This window comes from Synechococcus sp. R50.1 (assembly GCF_047462115.1).
Lineage (GTDB): Bacteria > Cyanobacteriota > Cyanobacteriia > Thermostichales > Thermostichaceae > Thermostichus.
This window is the reverse complement of record NZ_JANSIN010000004.1, coordinates 43,612-65,947: the sequence shown is the minus strand read 5'-3', so window position 1 is coordinate 65,947 and position 22,336 is coordinate 43,612. Positions and strand designations below refer to the sequence as shown.

The 22,336-nt window shown below is 60.2% G+C and carries 20 protein-coding genes and 2 tRNA genes; 15 read left to right on the top strand and 7 right to left on the bottom strand.

Going from position 1 to position 22,336, the window contains the following annotated elements:
* Positions 1 to 32 precede the first annotated feature (32 nt).
* From acs to NW870_RS02200, 3 genes are all read left to right on the top strand, one after another.
* On the top strand, positions 33 to 1,991 hold the full coding sequence (gene acs, locus NW870_RS02210) for an acetate--CoA ligase (RefSeq protein WP_414373677.1): 1,959 nt from the start codon (positions 33 to 35) through the stop codon (positions 1,989 to 1,991).
* Between the two features lie 57 nt (positions 1,992 to 2,048).
* Entirely contained in the window at positions 2,049 to 3,257 is a 1,209-nt protein-coding gene (locus NW870_RS02205) for a cysteine desulfurase family protein (RefSeq protein WP_414373675.1), read from the top strand.
* A 68-nt stretch (positions 3,258 to 3,325) separates the two neighbouring features.
* The gene (locus NW870_RS02200; protein WP_414373673.1) at positions 3,326 to 3,925 is read left to right on the top strand and encodes a CPP1-like family protein; all 600 of its coding nucleotides are present in this window, start codon (positions 3,326 to 3,328) and stop codon (positions 3,923 to 3,925) included.
* A gap of 34 nt (positions 3,926 to 3,959) precedes the next feature.
* Here NW870_RS02200 and NW870_RS02195 read toward each other — a convergent pair whose 3' ends face one another.
* The 3 genes from NW870_RS02195 to lysA form a co-directional block, all read right to left on the bottom strand.
* Entirely contained in the window at positions 3,960 to 4,706 is a 747-nt protein-coding gene (locus NW870_RS02195) for an isoprenyl transferase (protein WP_414355703.1), read from the bottom strand.
* Positions 4,707 to 4,711: 5 nt separating this feature from the next.
* Entirely contained in the window at positions 4,712 to 5,635 is a 924-nt protein-coding gene (gene cdaA / locus NW870_RS02190; protein ID WP_414355704.1) for a diadenylate cyclase CdaA, read from the bottom strand.
* Positions 5,636 to 5,869: 234 nt separating this feature from the next.
* Positions 5,870 to 7,249 (bottom strand): diaminopimelate decarboxylase, encoded by a 1,380-nt coding sequence (gene lysA, locus NW870_RS02185; RefSeq protein WP_414355719.1) that lies wholly within the window; start codon positions 7,247 to 7,249, stop codon positions 5,870 to 5,872.
* Between the two features lie 250 nt (positions 7,250 to 7,499).
* Between lysA and NW870_RS02180 the strand changes: the two genes are divergently transcribed.
* Together NW870_RS02180 and NW870_RS02175 are read left to right on the top strand one after the other, a co-directional pair.
* Positions 7,500 to 7,585 (top strand) — tRNA-Tyr (locus tag NW870_RS02180).
* Between the two features lie 8 nt (positions 7,586 to 7,593).
* A tRNA-Thr gene (locus NW870_RS02175) sits at positions 7,594 to 7,665 on the top strand.
* Positions 7,666 to 7,685: 20 nt separating this feature from the next.
* Here NW870_RS02175 and miaB read toward each other — a convergent pair.
* Entirely contained in the window at positions 7,686 to 9,017 is a 1,332-nt protein-coding gene (miaB, locus tag NW870_RS02170) for a tRNA (N6-isopentenyl adenosine(37)-C2)-methylthiotransferase MiaB (RefSeq protein WP_414373671.1), read from the bottom strand.
* Positions 9,018 to 9,135: 118 nt separating this feature from the next.
* Between miaB and NW870_RS02165 the strand changes: the two genes are divergently transcribed.
* From NW870_RS02165 to argB, 3 genes are all read left to right on the top strand, one after another.
* Positions 9,136 to 9,570, top strand: coding sequence for a BlaI/MecI/CopY family transcriptional regulator (locus NW870_RS02165; protein WP_011433287.1), 435 nt, complete (start codon positions 9,136 to 9,138; stop codon positions 9,568 to 9,570).
* Positions 9,567 to 10,448, top strand: coding sequence for a M56 family metallopeptidase (locus NW870_RS02160; protein ID WP_414373669.1), 882 nt, complete (start codon positions 9,567 to 9,569; stop codon positions 10,446 to 10,448). Before NW870_RS02165 ends, NW870_RS02160 begins: the two co-directional genes overlap by 4 nt.
* Before the next feature lie 154 nt (positions 10,449 to 10,602).
* Positions 10,603 to 11,541, top strand: a complete 939-nt coding sequence (argB, locus tag NW870_RS02155; protein ID WP_414373667.1) for an acetylglutamate kinase — start codon at positions 10,603 to 10,605, stop codon at positions 11,539 to 11,541.
* On the opposite strand, the gene NW870_RS02150 is transcribed toward argB, so the two are convergent.
* Positions 11,538 to 12,347, bottom strand: a complete 810-nt coding sequence (locus NW870_RS02150; protein ID WP_414355708.1) for a hypothetical protein — start codon at positions 12,345 to 12,347, stop codon at positions 11,538 to 11,540. The genes argB and NW870_RS02150 overlap by 4 nt on opposite strands.
* Before the next feature lie 230 nt (positions 12,348 to 12,577).
* Between NW870_RS02150 and NW870_RS02145 the strand changes: the two genes are divergently transcribed.
* Entirely contained in the window at positions 12,578 to 14,446 is a 1,869-nt protein-coding gene (locus tag NW870_RS02145; protein WP_414373665.1) for an ABC transporter ATP-binding protein, read from the top strand.
* A gap of 21 nt (positions 14,447 to 14,467) precedes the next feature.
* On the opposite strand, the gene NW870_RS02140 is transcribed toward NW870_RS02145, so the two are convergent.
* Positions 14,468 to 14,674, bottom strand: a complete 207-nt coding sequence (locus NW870_RS02140) for a hypothetical protein (protein WP_041436551.1) — start codon at positions 14,672 to 14,674, stop codon at positions 14,468 to 14,470.
* A 178-nt stretch (positions 14,675 to 14,852) separates the two neighbouring features.
* Between NW870_RS02140 and NW870_RS02135 the strand changes: the two genes are divergently transcribed.
* The 3 genes from NW870_RS02135 (at position 14,853) to NW870_RS02125 (ending at position 17,409) form a co-directional block, all read left to right on the top strand.
* The gene (locus NW870_RS02135; RefSeq protein ID WP_041436554.1) at positions 14,853 to 15,224 is read left to right on the top strand and encodes a hypothetical protein; all 372 of its coding nucleotides are present in this window, start codon (positions 14,853 to 14,855) and stop codon (positions 15,222 to 15,224) included.
* Positions 15,225 to 15,422: 198 nt separating this feature from the next.
* Positions 15,423 to 16,934, top strand: a complete 1,512-nt coding sequence (locus tag NW870_RS02130) for an AAA family ATPase (protein WP_414355710.1) — start codon at positions 15,423 to 15,425, stop codon at positions 16,932 to 16,934.
* A 124-nt stretch (positions 16,935 to 17,058) separates the two neighbouring features.
* Positions 17,059 to 17,409, top strand: a complete 351-nt coding sequence (locus tag NW870_RS02125; RefSeq protein WP_011433295.1) for a DUF1257 domain-containing protein — start codon at positions 17,059 to 17,061, stop codon at positions 17,407 to 17,409.
* Between the two features lie 123 nt (positions 17,410 to 17,532).
* On the opposite strand, the gene NW870_RS02120 is transcribed toward NW870_RS02125, so the two are convergent.
* Positions 17,533 to 18,771 (bottom strand): phosphoglycerate kinase, encoded by a 1,239-nt coding sequence (locus tag NW870_RS02120; RefSeq protein WP_414350812.1) that lies wholly within the window; start codon positions 18,769 to 18,771, stop codon positions 17,533 to 17,535.
* A gap of 207 nt (positions 18,772 to 18,978) precedes the next feature.
* On the opposite strand from NW870_RS02120, the gene pds reads away from it, so the two are divergent.
* From pds to NW870_RS02105, 3 genes are all read left to right on the top strand, one after another.
* A complete protein-coding gene (gene pds / locus NW870_RS02115) occupies positions 18,979 to 20,397 on the top strand; it encodes a 15-cis-phytoene desaturase (protein ID WP_414373663.1) in 1,419 nt (472 codons plus the stop codon).
* A 159-nt stretch (positions 20,398 to 20,556) separates the two neighbouring features.
* Positions 20,557 to 21,435: a phytoene synthase gene (locus NW870_RS02110; RefSeq protein ID WP_414373662.1), complete on the top strand. Its 879-nt coding sequence runs from the start codon at positions 20,557 to 20,559 to the stop codon at positions 21,433 to 21,435.
* 82 nt (positions 21,436 to 21,517) lie between these two features.
* Complete coding sequence (locus NW870_RS02105) at positions 21,518 to 22,333, top strand: ABC transporter permease (RefSeq protein ID WP_414355720.1); 816 nt, start codon at positions 21,518 to 21,520, stop codon at positions 22,331 to 22,333.
* Positions 22,334 to 22,336: the final 3 nt, after the last annotated feature.

The window sequence follows — 22,336 nt, the reverse complement described above, 5'->3', positions numbered from 1 at the left end:
GCAGAACTTCTTTTCCTCACTCATCTTTGACCATGTCTCAACCCGCCCTCGAATCCATCCTGCAGGAAAAGCGCCTTTTCCCCCCGCCCCCTTCGTTTGTGCAACAGGCCCGCATCACCCCCAGTCGCTACCAACAGCTTTGTCAGGAAGCCGAGGCGGATCCCTTAGGTTTTTGGGAACGGCTGGCTCGGCAGGAGTTGCACTGGTTTCAGCCTTGGCAGCAGGTGTTGCACTGGGATCCTCCCCAGGCGCAGTGGTTTGTGGGAGGACAGCTCAACCTCAGCTACAACTGCTTGGATCGCCACCTGGAAAATGGCCGCCGCCACAAACTGGCCCTGATCTGGGAGGGAGAACCGGGGGACATTCGCACCTTGACCTATGAGCAGCTCCATCGCGAGGTCTGCCGTTGGGCCAACGGCCTGAAGGCCCTGGGCATTCAAAAAGGGGATCGGGTGGGGATCTACATGCCGATGATCCCGGAAGCCGTCATGGCCATGCTGGCCTGTGCTCGGCTCGGGGCAGCCCATACGGTGGTGTTTGGGGGCTTTAGCGCGGAGGCTCTCAAGGAGCGGCTGCGGGATGCGGAAGCCAAAGCCGTGATCACCGCCGATGGGGGCTGGCGCAAAGATGCGATTGTCCCCCTCAAGCCGCAGGTGGACTTGGCGCTGGCAGAGGGAGTGCCCACTGTCGAAAACGTCTTGGTGGTGCGGCGGACGGGGCAAGCCGTGCCGATGACCCCAGGCCGAGATGTTTGGTGGCATGAGCTGGCTCCTGGCTTGGAGGAAGCGTGCCCTGCCGAGCCGATGGACTCGGAGGCGATGCTGTTTATCCTCTACACCTCCGGCACCACCGGCAAGCCCAAAGGCGTTGTCCACACCAGCGGCGGCTACAACCTCTACACCCACATCACCTGCCAGTGGATCTTCGATTTGCACGAAGAAGACATCTACTGGTGTACTGCCGATATCGGTTGGATCACGGGACACAGCTACATCGTCTATGGCCCCCTCTCCAACGGGGCAACGGTGTTTATGTACGAAGGGGCGCCGCGACCGTCCAAGCCCGATTGCTTCTGGGAGTTAATCGCCCGTCACCGCATCTCCATTTTTTACACTGCTCCAACGGCCATCCGGGCCTTTATGAGAAGTGGCGACGCCCTGCCCCGTCGGCATGATCTCTCTTCGCTGCGCCTGTTGGGCACGGTTGGCGAGCCGATCAATCCCGAAGCTTGGATGTGGTACCACACCGTCATCGGCAACGAGCGCTGCCCCATTGTGGATACCTGGTGGCAGACCGAAACCGGCGGCATTATGATTTCGCCCTTGCCGGGGGTTACCGCCACCAAGCCGGGATCGGCTACCCGTCCTTTTCCGGGCATTCAAGCAGATGTTGTCGATATGGAGGGGAACCCGGCACCCGAAGGGGGGTATTTGGTGATCCGTCGCCCCTGGCCGGGCATGATGCGCACTATCTATAGAGATCCGCAGCGGTTCCGCACCAGCTACTGGGAGCGGATCCCTCCCCAAGATGGGCAGTATTTCTACTTTGCCGGGGATGGGGCCCGCCGGGATGAAGACGGTTATTTTTGGGTGATGGGCCGGGTGGACGATGTCATCAATGTGGCAGGACATCGCCTCGGCACGATGGAACTTGAATCGGCCTTGGTGTCTCATCCTGCAGTTGCCGAAGCGGCTGTGGTCGGTCGCCCAGATGACCTCAAAGGCGAGGTGATCGTGGCCTTTGTCATCCTGTCGGAGGGCTATGAGCCCAGCGAAGCGCTGCGCCAAGCGTTGATGCAACATGTGGTCTCCGAAATCGGGGCCATTGCCCGCCCCAGCGAAATTCGCTTCACCGAGGCCCTGCCCAAAACCCGCTCCGGCAAGATCATGCGCCGTTTGCTGCGGGATTTGGCGGCTGGCGCCGGCATCAGTGGCGATACCTCCACCCTCGAAGATCGCGGGGTGCTAGAACGGCTGCGCCAAGGGGTATGAGCCGACCACAACCCCGCACTAAGATGAGGACATTGAGTCCTGGGTTGTGAAGTCTTCATGTTGCCTCTGGATCCCACCCTGTACTTCGACCACAGCGCCACCACTCCGCCTCGGCCTGAGGTGATCGAGGCCATGCAGATGGCGATGCAGGAAAGCTGGGGCAACCCCTCCAGCTTGCACGGGTGGGGAGAACGGGCCGCCATGGCCATGGAGCGGGCGCGGCAGCAGGTGGCCGAGCTGCTTAACTGTGAGCCGGAGGCGCTGCTGTTTACCTCAGGCGGGACGGAGTCCAACAACCTGGCCCTGTTTGGGGTGGCCCAGCGCTACTCTACTCCCCAACATCTCATCATCTCCAGCGTCGAGCACGCCTCGGTGGAGAATGCTGCCCGCCAGTTGCAGTCCCAAGGCTGGCAGGTCACCCGTCTGCTGGTGAACGCCGCCGGCCAGGTGGATCCCCAGACTTTGATCCAGGCGCTGCAACCCAATACCGTTTTGGTCTCCATCGTCCACGGCCAAAATGAGGTGGGATCCCTGCAGCCCATTGCAGAGCTGGGTCAGATCTGTCGCCAGGCGGGGGTGCTCTTCCACACCGACGCTGTGCAGACGGTGGGGCGGATCCCGCTGGATCTGGCGCAACTGCCGGTGGATCTGCTCTCCCTTTCCGGGCATAAACTCTACGGGCCCCAGGGGGTGGGGGCGCTGTACGTGCGCCCAGGGGTGGAGCTGCGACCGCTGCTGCGGGGGGGTGGGCAAGAACGGCGGCTGCGGGCTGGCACCCAAGGGATCCCGGGCATTGTCGGCTTGGGAGTGGCGGCGGCTCTGGCGGCCCAGGAGCTGTCCCAAGAAACGGCCCGCCTACGGCAATTGCAACGGCATTTGGCCCAGTTGCTGGCGGAGGTGCCCGGTTTGCGGCTGACCGGCCCTGTGGATTTGGAGCAGCGTCTGCCCCACCACCTCAGCTACTGCACCGCAGGGGGGATCCCCGGGAATGTGCTGGTCAGGGCTCTGAGCCGCCAGGGGATCGCCATTAGCGCCGGCTCCGCCTGTAGCAGCGGCCAACTGATCCCCAGCCGCATCCTCTTGGCCATGGGCTATTCGGAAGCCGAGGCACTGGGATCCATTCGCCTTAGCCTTGGCAAAGCCACCACCTACGCTGCGGTCGAGTATGTAGCCCGATGTCTGCAGGCAGTAATTGCCTCGACCTCCGAATCCGGATCCCTGGAGGATGGGGCAACTCAATCCCCGTTGTCGGTTCCTGTCGCGTAGCCGGATCGAAGGTTGGGCAGGCTGGGTTAAGGTGATAGAGAGTTAAAGGGCTGGTCGCTATGGCTGAGATGAGTCCGTATCAGGTGTTGGGAATTAGCGAAGAAGCCTCCTTTGAAGAAATTCAATCGGCGCGGGCTAGGCTCCTGGCCAGCTTGGGCGCGGACGAACAGCAGCAGGAGCGGGTGGAGCAAGCCTACGATGCCATCCTGATGCAGCGCCTGCGCCTGCGCAAAGAGGGCAAAATCGCCGTTCCCGACCGCATTCGCTACGCCGAACAACGGGCTGCCCATCCTGAGCCGGAGCTGAGTTTGCCTCGCCCTGCTGCCCAAAATCCCCCCTGGGTCAGCCGCTGGTTGGATACCCCCTCTACCGCCGATGCCCTCTGGCCTGCGGCGCTGCTGGGTGGACTGGTGGGTTGGGTTATCTTGGCTCCCGATGAGTACCCCTCGCTGCAACTGGCCTTGGGGCTGATGGCTTGTATCTATTTCCTGTACCGCAAAGAGCGCCGCTTCATTCGCGCTTTTCTCTTGGCTCTGGCGGCCTTGAGCCTGGGGCTGATGTTGGCCTACGGCATTGCCCTTCCCCTCACCGGTGGCGATGCTCCTGGCGCGCTGTTGGTGGGGATCACGTTTGCGGTGATGTGGTTGGTGACCAGCTTTTTGCGCTAGCTGCCGGTTTGCGACAGATATTCAACCTGGAACCTCACCTGCCAAACCGCCGCTGCCGCGACTGATAGCTAAGCAAGGCTTGGTGAAAAGCGGCTCGGTCAAAATCCGGCCAGAGAATGGGGGTGAAATACTGCTCGGTGTAGGCCATCTGCCAGAGCAGGAAGTTGCTGATGCGCATCTCGCCACTGGTGCGGATCAGCAGGTCAGGATCGGAGAGGCCGGTGGTGTAGAGAAATTGGGAAAAGAGGGCCTCGTCAATCTGATCCGGCTGCAGCAGCCCCTGCTGCACCAAGGTGGCAATGGAGCGGCAGGCCTGCAGGATCTCCTGTCTTCCCCCGTAGTTGAGGGCCACCGTCAGGCAAATGCCCTTGTTGTGCTGGGTGCATTCCACCGCATGCACGATGGTTTCCTGCAGAGAGTGGGGCAGAGCCGACAACTGGCCGGCAAACTGGATGCGCACCCCCTGCTGCACCATTTCCCCCAACTCCCGCCACAGCACCTGTTCGAACAACGTCATGAGGAAATCCACTTCCTCGCGGGCACGGCCCCAGTTCTCGGTGGAGAAGGCATAGGCGGTAAGGGCCGGGATCCCCCAATCATTGCAACAGCGCAGCAGCTCCTTCAGGGCCGATACCCCTCGCTGATGCCCAACGCTGCGGGGTAAACCCCGTTTTTGCGCCCAACGCCCGTTGCCATCCATCACCACCGCCACATGGCGGGGCAACAACTGGGGATCCAGGTCGGCAGGCAAGTGCAGAAGATGGGCAGGAGAAAGGGTCATGGGGATCAGTCTTTCGGGAGGGTTTTCTCAGGTTTGCGAAAGAGTTTAGTTAGATCGGAGAGGGATCCCCACCAGCGCAGCGGCCCATTGCGAAACCAGGGGTAGGCCCACAATCCCCGTAGCGGAGCATCTCGTTTTTTGGCATCGCGGGGATTGCGCAACCGCTGTACCAGCAGCTCGTGTAACTTGGCACTGGTCAGAGGTCGCTCGATGCGCCCACCCTCCGCCAGCGAGATGCAGCCCGTTTCTTCTGAGACCACAATACACAAGCAATTGGTCTGTTCTGTGATCCCCATCGCAGCACGGTGCCGTGTGCCCAGTTGCCGAGAGGCGGCCCGCTCCGAAACCGGTAGGATTACCCCCGCTGCGCGAATGCGATCCCGATGGATGACCACAGCCCCATCATGCAACAAAGTTGAAGTCTGGAAAATGGTCTGCAGGATCTCCCGCGACACCCGCGCCTGCAGAGGTACCCCTTTGTCGGTAAAGACCCGCGAGTCAATCGGCTGCTCTGGCTCGATGACAATCAGCGCTCCTGTGCGGTTTTGGGAAAGTTCTCGCACCGCTTGCACCAGTTCTTCCACCAAATCTTCCTCAGGATCCTCCTCGTCGTCGCCTGCGTTGCTTGGCCACTCCATGCGGATAGCTCTTGCCAGTTGCTCCAGCAGCCGGCGAAACTCCGGTTGAAAGAGCACGCCCATGGCTACGGCTGCGCCCAGGAGCAGGCGATCCAAGATCAGGTGAACCAAGGGCAGAGAGGCTGTGGCCAGGTACAGCACCAACAGCACTATAAATCCCCGCACCAGCACCCCAGCACGACTCTCGCGGGTGTAATAGAGAGCCAAGGCCAACAGAAAGACGGCCAGAGCCCAGTCCAAGAGGCTGAGAAAGTTAAACTGCTGTAGCCAAGCCCATAAGGCCGCCAGCATGGCGAAAAACCCCGTTCACGCTCCCCTCATTGCGGGCCTTCTGACTGTGCCGTTCTGTACCTCAGAACCTCTCAACTCCAGAACCCTTGTTGACTGCGGCCCCCAGACCAGCCTACCACTCACCTCCTGGCCATCTTCCAGTCTTTCCCGCGTGAGGTGCGTTGGCTGTGGTCGGCGTTGCCAGGGAAGGCTGTGCTTCTACTTAGCCCAGATGGGTATGGGCGATCCTCCCCTTCAACGCAGCAACCGCTCCGGCAGAACATCCTGACGGATTAGGTCGGCATAAGTTTCTCGCCGCACAATCAACTGGGCCTCTCCCTCGTTGACCAGCACCGCGGCTGGCCGAGGGAAGCGATTGTAATTGGAAGCCATGCTGTAGTTGTAGGCCCCCGTCGCCAAAACCACCAACACTTCTCCTGCCATTGGAGCGGGCAGAAGCACATCCTTCAACAGCACATCCCCCGACTCGCAGTGTTTGCCGGCCACCGTTACCCGCTGCGTGGCCTCTGCCTCTGGTCGGTTGGCCAGAAGGGCGGTATAGCGGGCTTGGTAGGTGATCGGGCGGGGGTTGTCGGACATACCACCGTCGATGGTGATGTAGGTGCGTCCTTGGGGCAGGTCATCACTGGGAGGGATCCGCTTTTGCCCCCCCAGGGTGTAGGCGGTCACGGCAGCCGGCCCAATCACAGATCGTCCGGGCTCACAGAGCACTTTCGGCAGAGGGATCCCAGCCTGGGCAAAGGCTTGTTGCACCGCCGTCGCCACAGTTTCCACCCACTCCGGGATGGAGGGGGGATCATCGGATTCGACATAGCGGATCCCCAGGCCCCCACCCACATTGAGCTCTTGTAGGGGCAACCCTCTGTCCAGCCCTTGCCGCCAGATCTGGGCCAGCACCCCCGCCAGGTCTCGGTGGCCCTGCAGATCAAAAATCTGCGACCCAATGTGGGCGTGGAGCCCGACGCACTGCAACTGAGGATGGGCGGCCAAAAAATCCAGCACTTCCGGCAATTGCCATCGCCCGATGCCGAATTTGCTGTCGGTTTGCCCGGTACGAATGTACTCGTGGGTGTGGACGTCGATACCGGGGTTAACCCGCAGGAGCAGCCGCGCTGGCCGTTCGGGTGTGGCCAGGGCCGAGACCTGCTGCAGCTCGTACAGGCTATCCGCCACCACAGTACAGCCTGTCTCCAGGGCTAAGTTCAGCTCCTCAAGAGACTTGGCGTTGCCGTGCAGATAGAGATCTTCACCTTTGGCCCCCGCCTGCAGGGCTGTGTACAGCTCCCCGCCGGAAGCCACATCCAACCCCAGCCCTTCTTGCAGAGCCAGAGCACAAATGGCCAGGCAGTTCCAGGCTTTCGTGGCGTACAAAACCCGGGATCCCCCGGCGTAGCAGCGGGCCCAGGTGTCGCGGTAAAGCTGGCAGGCGCGGCGCAGCGTCCACTCGTCCAGGATGTAGAGAGGGGATCCGAACTGGCGCACCAGCTCCACCACGTCGCACCCCCCAATTTCCAAGTGCCCCCGGCTGTTGATACGGCTGGTCAAGGGGCGCAAAGACTGGTTGGGGGAAAGGGTCTGCTCTGGATGGGTGGGAGTGCCGAGGGTCGAAATCATGGTCAGGGGCCGAAGGACTGTTTTCAACGATATCAAGTTCCGCGTTCAGCTTGTCTTGAAAAATGTCCAGCCCCGACCCGATCCGGCTTTTTCCGGCAGCTTCCCTCTGTAGCCAGCTCTGGCGCCACCTCATTGTCTGCACGAGGATCCGATGGCTTCCCAGCTCTGGCCTCTCGATTAAGGCGGCTGATGATGGGAGCAGGTCTGATTTGGGCAACACCTTCTGCTATGATGAAAGACCGGTGTCAATGGGTCGATGCCCGAGGGGTTAAAGGGGGCGGACTGTAAATCCGCTGGCTTACGCCTACGTTGGTTCGAATCCAACTCGGCCCACCATCGGCTTTGCCCACGTGGCTCAGTGGTAGAGCACCCCCTTGGTAAGGGGGAGGTCACGAGTTCGATCCTCGTCGTGGGCTTGGCAATTTAGAGATAATCTTCAGCCGATAGTGCCAACGGCAACTGCCTCGCCGGTCAACGAAAAAGCCCGCGTGGCGGTAATGCGCACCGGCACCAGGGATCCCTTCAGTTGCTCTGGATCCCCTTCGAAGAACACCAAGCGATTGCCGCGGGTACGCCCCATCGCCTGGCGGGGGTTTTTCGGGTTGGGGCCTTCCACCAGCACCTCTTGCACCTGGCCTAAGAGTCGGGCGCTGCGAGCGGCAGCCACCTCGGCCACCAGTCGGTTCAGCCGTTGCAGGCGGTCGCTTTTTTCCTCCTCGGGCACCTGGTCGGGCCACTCGGCGGCAGGGGTGCCGGGACGGGGGGAGTAGGCAGCAGTGTTCACTTGGTCAAAGCCGATATCCTGCACCAGTTGCAGGGTTTCTTGGAACTGGGCTTCTGTTTCTCCCGGAAAGCCGACAATGGCATCGGCGCTGATGGCCGCTTCGGGCATGTATTGGCGGATGAGCTGGATGATCTGGCGATAGCGCTCGTGGGTGTAGCCGCGCCGCATCCGCTTGAGCACTTCGTTGCTGCCCGCCTGGAAGGGGATGTGGAAGTGCTCGCAGACTTTGGGCAGCTCGGCGCAGGTGGCGATCAGCTCCTCGGTAAAGTAGCGCGGGTGGCTGGTGGCAAAGCGGATCCGCTCAATGCCTGCCACCGAATGGACGAAGCGCAACAGGCTGGCCAGGTTGGTTTTGGGATCCAGATCCCGTCCGTAGGCGTCGATGTTCTGCCCTAGCAACGTCACCTCGCGGTAGCCCGCTCTGGCCACGTCTTCGATTTCGGCGCGAATGGCCTGGGGCTGTCGGGACTGCTCTTGCCCTCGCACCCGCGGCACGATGCAGTAGGTACAACGCTCGTTGCAACCGTAGATAACGTTGATCCAAGCAGTGACCTGGCTGTCGCGGCGGGGCTTGGTGATGTCTTCTGGGATCTCAACCGGCTCGGTGGCCACCACCTGGTTTCCGGCTTCCACCTGCGCCAACAGATCCCCAAGGCGGTTCACGTACTGGGGGCCCATGACCAGATCCAGCTCAGGGACGCGGCGCAACAATTTTTCCCCTTCCTGCTGGGCCACACAGCCGGCCACAATGAGCTTGATGGCCGGGTTTTTGCGCTTGCGCTGCGCCTGGATGCCCAGGTAGGAATAGACCTTTTGCTCAGCATTGTCGCGGATGGTGCAGGTGTTGTAGAGAACTAAGTCCGCCTGCAACTCATCTTCGGTGGCCACATACCCCAGGGACTCCAGGATCCCGGCCATGCGCTCGGTATCGGCGCGGTTCATTTGGCAGCCGAAGGTGATGGTGTAATAGGTGGGAGCAGCCATGGGAAGTAACAGCACAAAGAACCACCATCTTCGAGCTTAGCGGATCCTTAAAAATGGCTGAGGGGTTTGAGACTGCAACGGTTAGTCTAGATAAAAGTTCCTACACCGGCAAAGGCTCATGTTGCCCAAGCATCGTCCCAAGCAACTGTCGCTGGGCCCTCTGGAGTCGGAAATCTTGGACATCCTCTGGGATCTGGGCAGTGCCAGCACCCGTCAAATCCACGAGCGCATCTTGGCCGATCCGGATCGGGAGCTGGCCTATGCCTCTGTGACTACAGTTTTGCAGCGCTTAAGCCAGAAGGGCTGGGTGAGCTGTGAGCGCCGCACCGATCCCCAAGGGCGGAATCTGCCCATGCTGTGGCGGCCTCGTCTTTCGCGTCAGGAAGCGGCCAGCCTCAGGGCCTTCACCCACCTGCAGCAGTTTTTGGCTGTAGGGGATCCCGATACGGTGGCAGCCTTTGCCGATAGCCTGGATCAGGCCAGTGTGTCCCAGTTGCAGGCGATTGCCGAACGGCTGCGGGCAGCCCGTCAAGCCAGGAGGGATCCGCGATGAGCCACTTGGGCATGTTACTGCTGGGCTTGGGCCTCAGTTGCCTGTGGCGAGCCCAGGTGCGCCTGGACAGGAGTGGGGGATGGGGCCGACGTTGGCAGCGGGCTTGGATCCACTTCTTGCTGCCCCCGCTGCTGTTGCTGACCACTGCTTTGGCCTTGGCCTGGATGGGGCCGTGGGGACAAATGGCCGGGGTGGGGGGCTGGTTCTGCTACGGCTGTGCTCTGCTGTTGCTGGCCGTGGCCGGCGGCGTGGCCTTGCACTGGATTTGGGAATACTGGCGCTCCTATCGACGTGCCCATCTGCAAGCTTTAGCCCATGTGGATTTGCATGGCTCTCCGGCCTATGTGCTGGATTTGGAGATCCCTTTTGCTGCCCAAGTGGGGGTGTGGAATGCCCAGTTGGTGGTCAGCCGCGGCCTGCTGGAGCAGTTGGATGATGAGCACTTGCGGGCTGTAATCGCTCACGAAGAAGCCCATCGCCACTACCGCGACACCCTGTGGATGTTTGGGGTGGGCTGGCTGCGACGCCTCACCGGCTGGCTGCCCAACACCGAGGCCCTCTGGCAGGAATTGCTCACTCTGCGGGAACTGCGGGCGGATCGCTGGGCGGCCCAACGGGTGGATCCCTTGTTGTTGGGAGAGGCCCTGCTGCAGGTGGTGGGCTATGGCGTGGTGGAGCAACCGGCGGCGGCCTGGGTTGGCTTTGCAATGGCCGTGAGTTCAGACTCAGGGCAACGGCTGCAGGAGCGTATCGATGCCCTGCTGCAGCAGGCAGAGTCAGGGCCCGTCGATCCCCTACCCCATTCTTCTTCCATTCGGGGTTGGGCCTGGTTGGGGTTGTCCCTATTGCCTTTGCTGGCGATCCCGTTCCATACCTGAAGATTGACGGCGATTCCTCAACCAAATTGTCCTTGGGTTGGGGAAGCGAGCTTGAAAAAAAACCACCAGTTGACGCCCAAAGCCTGAGATCTGCTTTGCAAGCAGAATGGGATACTCTAGGTCAGGTTTTCTGGACTTCTAGGGACTTACAGCAGTGCAAACCAACTCTTCCCTTTCTGAGGCGACCGGGTCGGCGTGTGATCCCCTCACGCGGGCGCAGATCCTCATCGAGGCTTTACCCTACATTCAGCAGTACCAGGGCCGCGTTATTGTCATCAAATACGGCGGCGCAGCCATGGTGCACCAAGAGCGACGGGCCGAGGTGCTCCGAGACATCGTCTTTCTGGCCTGTGTGGGGATCCGCCCGGTGTTGGTGCATGGGGGGGGGCCGGAGATCAACAGTTGGCTACAAAAACTGGACATTCCCTTCAAGTTTGTGGATGGCTTGCGGGTTACCGATGCCGCCACCATGGAAGTAGTGGAGATGGTGTTGGTGGGCAAGGTCAACAAGCAGATCGTGCAGCTCATCAGCTTGGCCGGCGGATCGGCGGTGGGGCTGTGCGGGCGGGATGGCAACTTGATCAAAGCGCGATCCCAGGGCCGGGCAGAGATCGGCTTTGTTGGGGAAGTGAGCAGCATCAACCCCCAGTTGCTGCAAACCCTGTTGGAAGGTGGACAGATTCCGGTGATCTCCAGCGTGGCTGCCGATGAGACAGGCCAAGCCTACAACATCAACGCCGATACGGTGGCGGGAGAACTGGCGGCTGCTCTGGGGGCAGAAAAGCTGATTTTGCTCACCGACACCCCTGGCATTCTCAAAGATCCTCAGGATCGCAGCTCTCTGATTACGTTGCTGGATATCGAGACGGCTCGCCAGTTGATCCAAGCCGGTGTCGTCAAGGGCGGCATGATCCCGAAGGTGCAGTGTTGCATTCGCGCCTTGGCACAAGGGGTACGGGCAGCCCACATTCTGGATGGGGGATCCCCTCACTCTCTGCTGCTGGAGATTTTGACCGATGCCGGGGTGGGCACCAAGCTGGTTCCTTCTCAGTTTTCCGCTCAGTTGGAAGGACTGAACAACGGATCCCGCTAAGCTTCCTTGATAAAGCGAAGAATCTCCCGCACATGGCCGAGAAACTGGCTATCCACACTGAGCTGAGCCACAGCTTGGTGGGTCTCCTGGCGCAATTGCCTGTGCTCCAGCTCGTTGCTGGCCCGGAACTGTTCCAGTTGGGCTTTGAGCGCGGCCAGCTCCTGCCGCAGGTAGCGCCGGGTTTCTTCCTCCTGTTGGGCCCAAGAACCGGGCTTGCCGGGATCCCATTGCTCCTGCAACTGCTCGACTTGGCGTGTCAACTGCTTTATCCGCTCGGCCAACTCGATGGCATCTTCGCGAGGGATCTGGATTTGCCCTTGCAACTGGGCCAAGCGGTCGGCCAAATACTCGTAGCCCCGGATGGCCGGGCGCAGAGCCGTTAACAACACCGCAGCCACGGCGCTGGGGTAGCCAATGGGGGTGACTTGCCCAACGGCCAAGCCATAGAAAGCCAGAGCCGACAGCCCATGCAGGGCAATGGCCACGCGCAACGACCAGCGGCTGAGCTTTTGTAGGAAAGCCAAGGTTGAATCTTCCACCGGGATCCCTCGTTCCTGAGACACAACCGCCTCCTGCTGAACGGCCTTGGCCTGAAAGTAGAGGTTCCAGGGAAGGGTGACGATCACCACCAGCCACCAAAAGCTGGCGATCCCAATGGCCCAATCGGCCAGCTCCCCAATAGGTAGCCCAAAAGCCCGCAACAGGCCAAACAGGATCCCGCCGCCGATCAACAACAGCAGCCCCGCCACCCAAACTGGGAAAAAGATTTTCGAGTAAGACACGGAGTAAGAGGTTGAGTAAGACATTGCCGGTTTCTCCTCATCAAGCTGCCTACAGCCTGCCCGAACCGAGCGGCCAGAAGCTCCTGAAGCGGCCAGTTTTCCGTCCGTCCCAGAGCCATTAGGGGTGCAGCTATAGCCATTCCCAATGGCGAGGAAACCCTTGCGGATCCCAAACTCCCTCTCCCTCAGGGAGAGCGCTTAGAGTAGATCAGTGCTCTCTATGAGTTGTCTTTGTTGTTCTCGGGTGTAAGCCTGTGAGCCTTGCCGCCTCTCCCCCCGCTGCCGATCTCAGTAGGGATCCCCGCCCTCGGCGAGCCAGCGATTGGCGGCTGCTGCGGCTGCTCTGGCCCTATGCCCGTCGGCACCTCAGGCTGGTGTTGGCGGCCTTGGCCTTTCTGCCCCCTTTGGCCTTGGCAGATGCGGTGCAGCCTCTGATCCTACAGCGGGCTCTGGATGGCCCCATTGCCCGAGCGCTGGAACGAGGTGAGGCCGGGATCCTCTCCGACCTTTGGCCCTATGTGGGGCTGTTGATCCTAACGGTACTGGTTCGCTGGCTCTTCCAAGCCCTGGAAGGGTATGTCAGCCAAAAGCTGGGGCAGTTGATGACCCGCGACATCCGCGACGATCTCTTCGCCCACATTCTGGCCTTGCCGGCTCAGTTTTTCGACCGCACCCCGGTGGGTAAGCTGATCACCCGCATCACCAGCGACGTGGAAGCCTTGGGGGATGTCTTTTCCACCGGTGCCGTCGGCATTGTCAGCGACCTGTTTACTCTGGGGGTGATCGCGGTGGTCATGCTCAGCCAACGCTGGGATCTGGGCTTGCTGCTAATCCTCATCGTCCTGCCCATCAGCGCTGTTGTCCTCGAGTTGCAGCGCCGCTTTCGGGATGCCAACTTTCGCGTGCGCGAAGAACTCTCCAAGCTGAACTCCTGGATCCAGGAGAACATCTTGGGCATTACCGTGGTGCAACTGTTTCGGCGGGAGCGGCTCAATAGCGAGATTTTTCAAACCATGAACCGCCGCTACATCCGGGAAGTGGATCAAACCATCCTTTATGATTCTGCCCTTTCTGCCGTTTTGGAGTGGGTGTCTTGGCTGGCCGTGGCGGCTTTGCTCTGGGTGGGCGGGCAGCAGGTGATGTCAGCCGGTAGGGGCTCACTTGGAGGGGGATGGACGGGATCCCTGCCCCTGCCCAGGGAACCCCTCACCTTCGGTAGCCTCTACGCCTTTATTCTCTTTTCACAACGGTTTTTTAACCCGCTGCGGCAGTTGGCGGAAAAGTTCACCGCCCTGCAGGCGGGGTTCACCGCCGTCGAGCGCATCGATGCCATCCTCAGCCTGCCGGTCGCCATCCGGGATCCCGCTCAGCCCCGCCACCTACCCCCCGATGCTAAGGGAGAGGTGCAGTTTGAGCACGTCTGGTTTGCCTACAACCCCGGGGAGTGGGTGCTCAAAGACCTCACCTTCACCATCCGCCCCGGAGAAAAAGTGGCCCTGGTGGGGCCCACGGGAGCCGGGAAAAGCTCCATCATTCGCTTGCTCTGCCGTCTCTACGACGTAACCCAGGGATCTATTCGCATTGACGGCGTTGATATTCGCGATCTCCCCCAGGCTGAGCTGCACCGCCACCTAGGGGTAATCCTGCAGGATGGATTTTTGTTTTCCGGGGATATCCAGCAAAACATCACCCTAGGAGAGAAGGCAGATCTAGCGGCAGTGGAGCAGGTCGCCCGCCAACTCAACCTGCATGACTTCATCCGCGATTTGCCCCAAGGCTACGCCACCTCCGTGCGGGAGCGAGGCAACAACCTCTCCAGCGGCCAAAAACAGCTCATCAGCTTTGTGCGGGCCATGTGGCGGGATCCGAAAATCTTGGTCTTGGATGAGGCCACGGCCAGCCTGGATGTGGGCACCGAAGCGCTCCTGCAATCGGCTCTAGACACCCTGCTGCAGGATCGCACCGCCCTGATCATCGCCCACCGCCTTTCCACCATCCGCAATGTGGATCGCATTTTGGTTCTGCAGCGGGGGGAACTCAAGGAGCAGGGATCCCATGCCGAGCTTATGGCCCTCAGCGGGCTCTATGCCAGCCTCTATCGGCTGCAAGATCTGGGCGGCTAGCAGGGTGCTTCTGCCCAACCGTCAGCGACTGGCGCCAAAGCGAGACCGAATTGCCTTTAGGGTGGTGAAGCTGGCATCCGCGAACGCGATGCGAGCCTTGCAGAGTAACAGATTGCCGTTATCCACGGCAGTGTCTCTCAAGCTGGCCAAACCATCGCTGGCCTGCACCAGGGCACGGCGGCCCCAGCTAGAGAAATTTTTGCTGAGGGTGTTGATCAAGCGTTCCATAGGGATTGGACATTCCGCTCCTTGTCTTCCACCTAGCCTACTCCCCCAGCCGCAGGTATCCACAGAGGGCCATCAAGAAAATTGTTTGTTACAGATTGTTAAAAACTTGCCGTCAAGCCGGCAGACTGGCTATGATAGGCCCCAAGTTTGGCAAGCAATTCAAAGAAAGCGGTTAGCCATGAATCATCGGCCAGAGGTAGTGGAAGGCACAGAGTCCAAGCAGAAGGTGACCCTGTATCTCTCACCTGAGCTGCACCGGAATCTGAAGATTCGGGCTGCCGTGGAGCGGGAGCCGATGTCGGCAGTGGCAGAGAAGGCCATTACCTTCTATCTGCTTCACCCAGAGGTCATTGAAGGGGTACAAGGTAGCGCCTATCGTGTCCATCAATGTCCCAAGTGTAGTCACCCATTTGTTATCCGCGATGGAGAGGTGGTTTCCCTGCACCAGACATCGGCTGCCGAAGCCATCCTTGAAGAGGTGGAGCCAGAATACTGGGGATCGGCTGCTGGCTCGGAAGAGCAACGGCAGGATGCTCTGGTACCCTGCTAGAACGCTCCCAAGCGGGCCCCCTTCAGGAACTTGAGCTGATAGGAGCAGACAGCAACACAGAAGGCTTCTAAAATCCTCTCAAAATCCATCCAACAAGGGCGTACTCCCAAGTGCAATCCAATACCTAGGCAACTCGAACCCCATTTTTCAACCGTTCTGGCGGCTCCTGAAATTTCCCCTCTGCAGTTGGTGTTTCCCATGCAAGAGCTAAGCATCCTCATTCAAGCTCAATACCCACTGCTGTACCTGCTGACTCCAGAGGAGGAACGGGCAGAAGCGGCTCTGGCAGCAATTGCCCGCACCCTTAAGCCTCAGCGTCGCCTATTCATTTGGACAGTTACCCACGGCATCGTCGAATACGGCAACCCCCGCAGCCTCACCCAGCACAACACCCAATCCCCCCAGCCCGCCATCCAGTGGGTAATGGAGCAAAAGGATCCCGCCATCTGCGTCTTCAAAGACCTACATGACTTCTTGGACAACACCGAGGTGAAGCGCTGGCTGCGGGATGCTATTGCCAGCCTGAAGGGATCCCACAAAACCATCCTGCTCATGTCGCCGGTGCAGGTGATCCCGGTCGAGCTGGAGAAAGACATTTGCGTAGTGGACTTCCCCCTGCCGGACATGGCCACATTGGAGCGCGCCCTCAACCGCCAGCTGGAGCAGATCCCGCGCTCCCTGCCTTTGGCTCCTGATACCCGCGAAAAGTTGCTCAAGGCGGCCCTGGGCCTAACGCAGGACGAGGCAGAAAAAGTCTACCGCAAGGCTGTGGTGATGCATGGTCGCCTCACCGAGGCAGAAGTAGACATCATCCTCTCTGAGAAGAAGCAACTGATCCGGCGCAACGGCATTCTCGAGTTTATCGAAGAGGATGAGACCATCGACGCCGTGGGCGGTCTGGAAGAACTGAAGCGCTGGTTGCTGCAACGCTCTGAAGCTTTTACCGAGCGGGCCCGCGCCTATGGACTGCCCCAACCCAAGGGTATGCTGATCCTGGGCGTGCCTGGCTGCGGTAAGTCGCTGATCGCCAAGACCACTGCCCGTCTCTGGGGCCTGCCCCTGCTGCGTCTGGACATGGGCCGCGTTTATGATGGCTCCATGGTGGGCAAATCGGAAGCAAATCTGCGTAGTGCCCTGCGGACTGCTGAATCTCTTGCCCCTGCTATCCTTTTCATCGACGAGCTGGACAAAGCCTTTGCCGGGTCAGCAGGCTCCAGCGATTCCGACGGGGGCACCTCTAGCCGCATCTTTGGCTCCTTCCTGACCTGGATGCAGGAGAAACGCTCGCCGGTTTTTGTCATGGCCACGGCCAACCGTGTGGATCGTCTGCCGGGCGAATTCTTGCGCAAGGGCCGTTTTGACGAGATTTTCTTCGTGGATCTCCCCAACATCAACGAGCGGATGGAGATTTTCGAGATCCACCTGAAGAAGCGGCGGCGCGACATCAGCCGCTTTGATCTGCGCCAGTTGGCCGCAGCCTGTGAAGGCTTCTCCGGCGCGGAGATCGAACAAGTTTTGATTGCTGCCATGTACGAAGCGTTTGCCCAGAACCGCGAATTTACCCAACTGGACATTTTGGCAGCAACAAAAGCAACTCAACCGCTATCTCGCACCATGACGGAGCAAGTGGTAGCGTTGAGGGAATGGGCCCAGCAGCGGGCTCGGCCTGCAGCGGCCTCTGTAGCCGAGTACCAGCGGCTGGAGTTCTAGGAGGAGGTGAGGATCCAAAGCTACCTTGACAGAAGCAGGGACGGCAGGGCCCAAACCTTCCCCAAAGAACAGTGCCCATTGTTTGTGTCGATGTTCCAACCTCTATACAAAGGAGAGAAACACCATGTCTCATTTTAGCACCCTGCGTACCAAAATCACTGACGGTCAAGTCCTGATCAACTCTCTGCGCGATCTCGGCTACACCGTTAAGCTGAACGCCGACGTGCGTGGCTACAACGGCCAGCGTGTTCGCGCTGACATCGTGGCTCAGTTGGAAGGCGACTACGACCTGGGCTGGTCGAAGAATCCCGACGGTTCCTACGACCTGATCGCCGATCTGTGGGGCGTGGCCAAGAAGCACAACCAAACCGAGTTGATCAACTCCATCAACCAAAAGTACGCCGTCAACAAGACCTTGGCCGAGGTGAAGCGTCCTGGCCTGAACAACGCCAACGTTAAAGTGGTGGTGCACTAAGCCGGATCCTGTCTCGCCATCGCTGCAGCGATCTACACCGACTAAAGTTAGGAGGGGCTGAATCCAGCCCCTACTTTTTGGCTTGGTTTTTGGATTGGAGGGGCTGCGACCCGAAGGAGGAACCTACGCTTCTGTGAGAGCGGCAATGCCGGGCAGCACCTTCCCTTCCAATAGCTCCAGGCTGGCTCCGCCACCGGTGGAGATATGGGTCATTTTGTCGGCCAGGCCCACTTTTTCCACGGCAGCCACCGAGTCTCCCCCGCCGATGATGGTGGTGGCTCCCGCTTGAGTGAGATCGGCCAGGGTGCGGGCAATGGCTTCTGTGCCCAGGGCAAAGCGGTCAAACTCAAAGACGCCCATCGGCCCGTTCCAGACCACGGTTTGGCACCCCTGCAGGGCAGCCTGGAAGGCTTTGATCGATTCCGGGCCGATGTCCAAGCCCATCCAATCCTCGGGGATGGCGTGGATGGAAACGGTCTGGGCCTGGGCATCTTTGTCAAACCTATCGGCTACCACCACATCCACCGGCAGCAGCAGCTCCACCCCCCGCTCTTTGGCTTTTTCCATCAGGGAGCGGGCCAGATCCAGCTTGTCGGTTTCCACCAAAGACTTGCCGGTTTGGATCCCTTGGGCTTGGTAAAAGGTAAAGATCATGCCGCCGCCCAGCAGGAGCTTGTCCACTTTTTCCAGGAGCCGCTCAATGACGCCGATCTTAGTGGAGACTTTGGAGCCGCCGATGATGGCCGCCAAGGGGCGCCGCGGATTCTCGATGGCGCCCGAAAGAAACTGCAGCTCCTTTTCCACCAGGTAGCCGGCCACAGCAGGCTGGAGGTAGGCGGTGACGCCGGCAGTGGAGGCGTGGGCGCGGTGGGCGCTGCCAAAGGCGTCGTTGACAAACAGGTCGGCCAGTGAGGCCAGCTTGCGGGCAAATTCCGGGTCGTTGTCCTCCTCTTCTGGGTAGAAGCGGACGTTTTCCAGCAGGGCCACCTGGCCGTTTTCCAGGCGGTTCACTACCGCCTCGGCCTCAGGGCCGATGCAGTCGGGGGCAAAGGCAACCGGCTGGCCCAGCAATTGAGAAAGACGGGTGGCTACGGGGGCCAGGCTATTGCCCTCGCGGGCGACCTTAACCGCGCCTGTCTCTTTGTCCTTCTTGACGGGGCGGCCCAGGTGGCTGGTGAGGATCACTTTGGCGCCTGCCTGGGTGAGGGCCTGGATGGTGGGCAGGGAGGCGCGAATGCGGGTGTCGTCGGTGATGTTGCCCTGGGGATCCAACGGGACGTTGAAGTCGGCGCGCACCAGCACGCGCTTGCCGTTTAAATCGAAGCCAGATGACAGCAGGGATCCCAGTGTTTGTTTGGCCATCGTTGTTTTCCCCCGGACTGCAGAAAATCTTTATTTTTTCTTCCGTATGTATCCTACCAGCGATTGGGATCCCGGCAGTGAGACAGATGGGCTTCGGGATCCCCTTGTTCCGCTGCTTTTGCTGGGTCGGCCTTCCGTCTGCCCCTTGGCCCCGGCAATTGTAACGGTTTGCAAATAGAATAAAAATGTTGCTTTGTCGTTACCCTCATGCGTGTTGCCATTGCTGGTGGCGGGCTGGCCGGGCTGGCCTGTGCCAAGTATCTCTGCGATGCCGGGCATCAACCGCTCCTCTTTGAGCGGCGGGATGTTTTGGGTGGCCTGGTGGCTGCCTGGAAAGATGCCGACGGCGACTGGATCGAGACGGGGCTGCACAACTTTTTTGGCGCATACCCCAACACGTTGCAGCTGTTCCGGGAGCTGGGCATCTCCGATCGCCTGCAGTGGAAGGAACACAGCTTGATTTTCAACCAGCCGGACAAGCCGGGCACCTATTCCCGCTTTGACCTGCCGGATATTCCCGCTCCTTTCAACGCCATTGTCGGCATCTTGCGCAACAACGACATGCTCACCTGGGGGGAAAAGGTGAAGTTTGCCCTGGGGCTGGTGCCGGCCATGATTCGCGGCCAGCGCTATGTGGAGCAGATGGATCGCTATAGCCTCTTGGAATGGCTGCGGCGGCAGGGTATTGACGAGCGGGTCAACACCGATATTTTCATTGCCGTCTCCAAGGCCCTGGCCTTCATCAACCCGGAGGAGATCTCGGCCATGGTGCCCCTGACGGCCTTGAACCGCTTTTTGCAGCAAAAAGATGGCTCTAGGATTGCCTACCTAGACGGCGCTCCCCCAGAGCGGCTCTGCCAGCCGATGGTGGACTACATTGTCGCCCGTGGGGGGGAGGTTCATCTAAACGCGGCGTTGCAGGACATTCGTCTCAACCTCGATAACAGCGTGGCCGGGTTTTGCTTAGCCACCCCCTCTGGGCCGGTGGAGGTGACTGCCGATGCCTATGTCTCGGCCCTTTCGGTGGATGCCCTCAAGGAGCTGTTGCCGCCCCAATGGCAAGGGATCCCCTATTTTCAGCAGCTCCAGGAACTGGAAGGGGTGCCGGTGATCAGCCTGCAGATCTGGTTTGACCGCAAGCTCACCCACATCGATCACTCCCTGTTTTCCCGCTCGCCGCTGTTGAGCGTGTACGCCGACATGAGCAACACCTGCCGTGCCTACGCCGATCCGGAGCGATCGATGTTGGAACTGGTGCTGGCCCCTGCCGCCGAGTGGATTGAACGCAGCGACGAGGAGATCTTGGCCGCCACGCTGGAGGAGTTGAAAAAACTCTTTCCCCAGCACCTCACCGGCCCCAACCCCGCTCGCGTGCGCAAATGGGTGGTGGTGAAAACGCCGCGCTCGGTTTACAAGGCCACCCCCGGCAGACAGCAATATCGTCCCACCCAAGTTACCCCCATTCCCAACTTCTTCTTGGCGGGCAGCTACACCCTACAGCCGTTCCTGGGCAGCATGGAGGGAGCGATTCTCTCCGGCAAATGGGCGGCTGAAGCCATCAACCAAGGGATCCCGTTTCAACCTGCCTCTGTCTCGGCCTCGACTTTGGCAGCAGCGGGGGTCTAGCTCTCCGCCGTCGGCCTCTTTAATAAGATCCTTTGAATCCCTTCCCCCATAACCTCTTCTGGGCTATCCACGGCGTCCGCTTTCCCGTAGTGTTGATATGTGCCCTCGCCGTTTCCCTTCCTTCTCTATCCTGGCCCTGCGCCCCTGGAGATCAGCCAGATGAGTCCGCTTGAGCAATCTTTTGCCCTCTGTCGCCAGATCACGGCCAAGCACGCCAAGACATTTTACTTGGGATCCCTGCTCTTGCCCCGACCCAAACGGCGGGCCATCTGGGCGATCTATGCTTGGCTGCGGCAAACGGACGAGTTGTTGGATGGGCTAGAGGCCAGCCAGGCAGAGGTGGAGGTCACCCGCAGCAAGTTGGAGCAGTGGGGATCCCATCTGGAGTCCCTGTTCCAGGGGGGTGAGCCTCAGGTTGCCACCGACCTGGCCCTTATCCACACCATCCGCGCCTACCGCCTCTCCATCGAGCCGTTTCGCGAGATGTTGCTGGGGCAGAGCATGGACTTGGATACGCGGCGCTACGCCACCTGGGAAGATCTGCGCGTCTACTGCTACCGCGTGGCCGGGGTGGTGGGCCTGATGTGCTCGGAGATCATGGGATTTGTGCCGGGCCGGGATGGCCGCGAAGAGGCGGTGGCCTTGGGGATCGCCATGCAGCTCACCAACATTTTGCGGGATGTGGGGGAAGATGCCCGCCGCGGACGGATCTACATCCCCCTCGAAGATCTGCGCCGCTTCAACTACTCTGAGCGGGATTTGTTTGACTATGTTATCGACGAGCGCTGGATGGCTCTAATGGACTACGAGATCCAACGGGCCAGACAGCTCTACGCCCAGGCCGAACGGGGGATCCCCACCCTGCAACCCGACTCCCGCTGGCCGGTGGCCGCTTCTCTGATGCTCTACCGGCAGATCCTCAACGCCATCGAGCGCAACCACTACCAGGTTTTTCGCACTCGCGCCTACGTATCCACCCTAAGCAAGGCGTTGGCGCTGCCGGTGGCTTGGTGGCGTTCCAACTACTACGGCTATTAGCCAACGGTGCCCAACCGGAGTGGTGGCAGAAAATCGGACACAAGACGGCAAGCCCAAAACCCGTGAACGGCGAGGAAAACGTATGGTGAACCGTGCCCTGACCCTACCCTATCAGCAAATTTGGGAAGACAGTTTAACCATCTTCTGGCGGGACTGGCTGGATCTGCGGGGGCGAGTTTGGCAGGTGGTGGCCTCAGGTCTGGTGGCCCCCCTCATCTACATTGTCGCCTTTGGGGTGGGCTTGGGGGGATCCCTGCGTTCAGAGGCTCTGGCCGATGTGGTGGGATCCACGGCGGCAGGCTCCTACCTGCGCTTTATTTTGCCGGGGATGGTGGCCCTTTCCGCCATGACCATCAGCTTTGCCGGCACCACCTTCTCCATCTGTGGATCCCGGCTCTTCACCAAAAGCTTTGAAGAACTGTTGCTCCTGCCGGTTCACCCGCTGTCCTTACATCTGGGCAAGGTACTGGCGGGCATTGCCCGCGGCCTGCTGACAGCCCTGGGCGTCTTGGCGGTGGGGGTGCTGGGCACCGGCGCTTGGGGCCTTCTCCACCCTCTATCGCTGTTGATTCTGCTGCTCAATTGTGCCGTTTTTGCCGGCATTGGAGTGATTGCCGGGTTGAAGGTGCCCAGCCTGGAGAGTGTGGGAGTGCTCACCAACTTTTTGATTACCCCCATGTCTTTTCTGGGGGCCACCTTTTTCGATCCCGCCCAGTTGCCAACCTACCTGCAGGTGCTGGTCTACTGCCTGCCCCTCTCCTACGCCAGCATCGGCATGCGGGCGGCTGCCTATCAGCCCCTCTCCCAGTTTCCCTGGTACACGGTTGGGGTTTTGGGCAGCTTGGCGGTGATCTTGGCCTTTGTGGGCGCTTATCAATTTTCCCACCAGCAGGACTGAGGG

Bases quoted from the DNA above. Each gene is read 5' to 3' on its own strand.
- acs (WP_414373677.1), top strand. From the start codon at position 33: ATGTCTCAACCCGCCCTCGAATCCATCCTGCAGGAAAAGCGCCTTTTC.
- NW870_RS02205 (WP_414373675.1), top strand. From the start codon at position 2,049: ATGTTGCCTCTGGATCCCACCCTGTACTTCGACCACAGCGCCACCACT.
- NW870_RS02200 (WP_414373673.1), top strand. From the start codon at position 3,326: ATGAGTCCGTATCAGGTGTTGGGAATTAGCGAAGAAGCCTCCTTTGAA.
- NW870_RS02195 (WP_414355703.1), bottom strand. From the start codon at position 4,706: ATGACCCTTTCTCCTGCCCATCTTCTGCACTTGCCTGCCGACCTGGAT.
- cdaA (WP_414355704.1), bottom strand. From the start codon at position 5,635: ATGCTGGCGGCCTTATGGGCTTGGCTACAGCAGTTTAACTTTCTCAGC.
- lysA (WP_414355719.1), bottom strand. From the start codon at position 7,249: ATGATTTCGACCCTCGGCACTCCCACCCATCCAGAGCAGACCCTTTCC.
- miaB (WP_414373671.1), bottom strand. From the start codon at position 9,017: ATGGCTGCTCCCACCTATTACACCATCACCTTCGGCTGCCAAATGAAC.
- NW870_RS02165 (WP_011433287.1), top strand. From the start codon at position 9,136: ATGTTGCCCAAGCATCGTCCCAAGCAACTGTCGCTGGGCCCTCTGGAG.
- NW870_RS02160 (WP_414373669.1), top strand. From the start codon at position 9,567: ATGAGCCACTTGGGCATGTTACTGCTGGGCTTGGGCCTCAGTTGCCTG.
- NW870_RS02150 (WP_414355708.1), bottom strand. From the start codon at position 12,347: ATGTCTTACTCAACCTCTTACTCCGTGTCTTACTCGAAAATCTTTTTC.
- NW870_RS02140 (WP_041436551.1), bottom strand. From the start codon at position 14,674: ATGGAACGCTTGATCAACACCCTCAGCAAAAATTTCTCTAGCTGGGGC.
- NW870_RS02135 (WP_041436554.1), top strand. From the start codon at position 14,853: ATGAATCATCGGCCAGAGGTAGTGGAAGGCACAGAGTCCAAGCAGAAG.
- NW870_RS02130 (WP_414355710.1), top strand. From the start codon at position 15,423: ATGCAAGAGCTAAGCATCCTCATTCAAGCTCAATACCCACTGCTGTAC.
- NW870_RS02125 (WP_011433295.1), top strand. From the start codon at position 17,059: ATGTCTCATTTTAGCACCCTGCGTACCAAAATCACTGACGGTCAAGTC.
- NW870_RS02120 (WP_414350812.1), bottom strand. From the start codon at position 18,771: ATGGCCAAACAAACACTGGGATCCCTGCTGTCATCTGGCTTCGATTTA.
- pds (WP_414373663.1), top strand. From the start codon at position 18,979: ATGCGTGTTGCCATTGCTGGTGGCGGGCTGGCCGGGCTGGCCTGTGCC.
- NW870_RS02110 (WP_414373662.1), top strand. From the start codon at position 20,557: ATGAGTCCGCTTGAGCAATCTTTTGCCCTCTGTCGCCAGATCACGGCC.
- NW870_RS02105 (WP_414355720.1), top strand. From the start codon at position 21,518: ATGGTGAACCGTGCCCTGACCCTACCCTATCAGCAAATTTGGGAAGAC.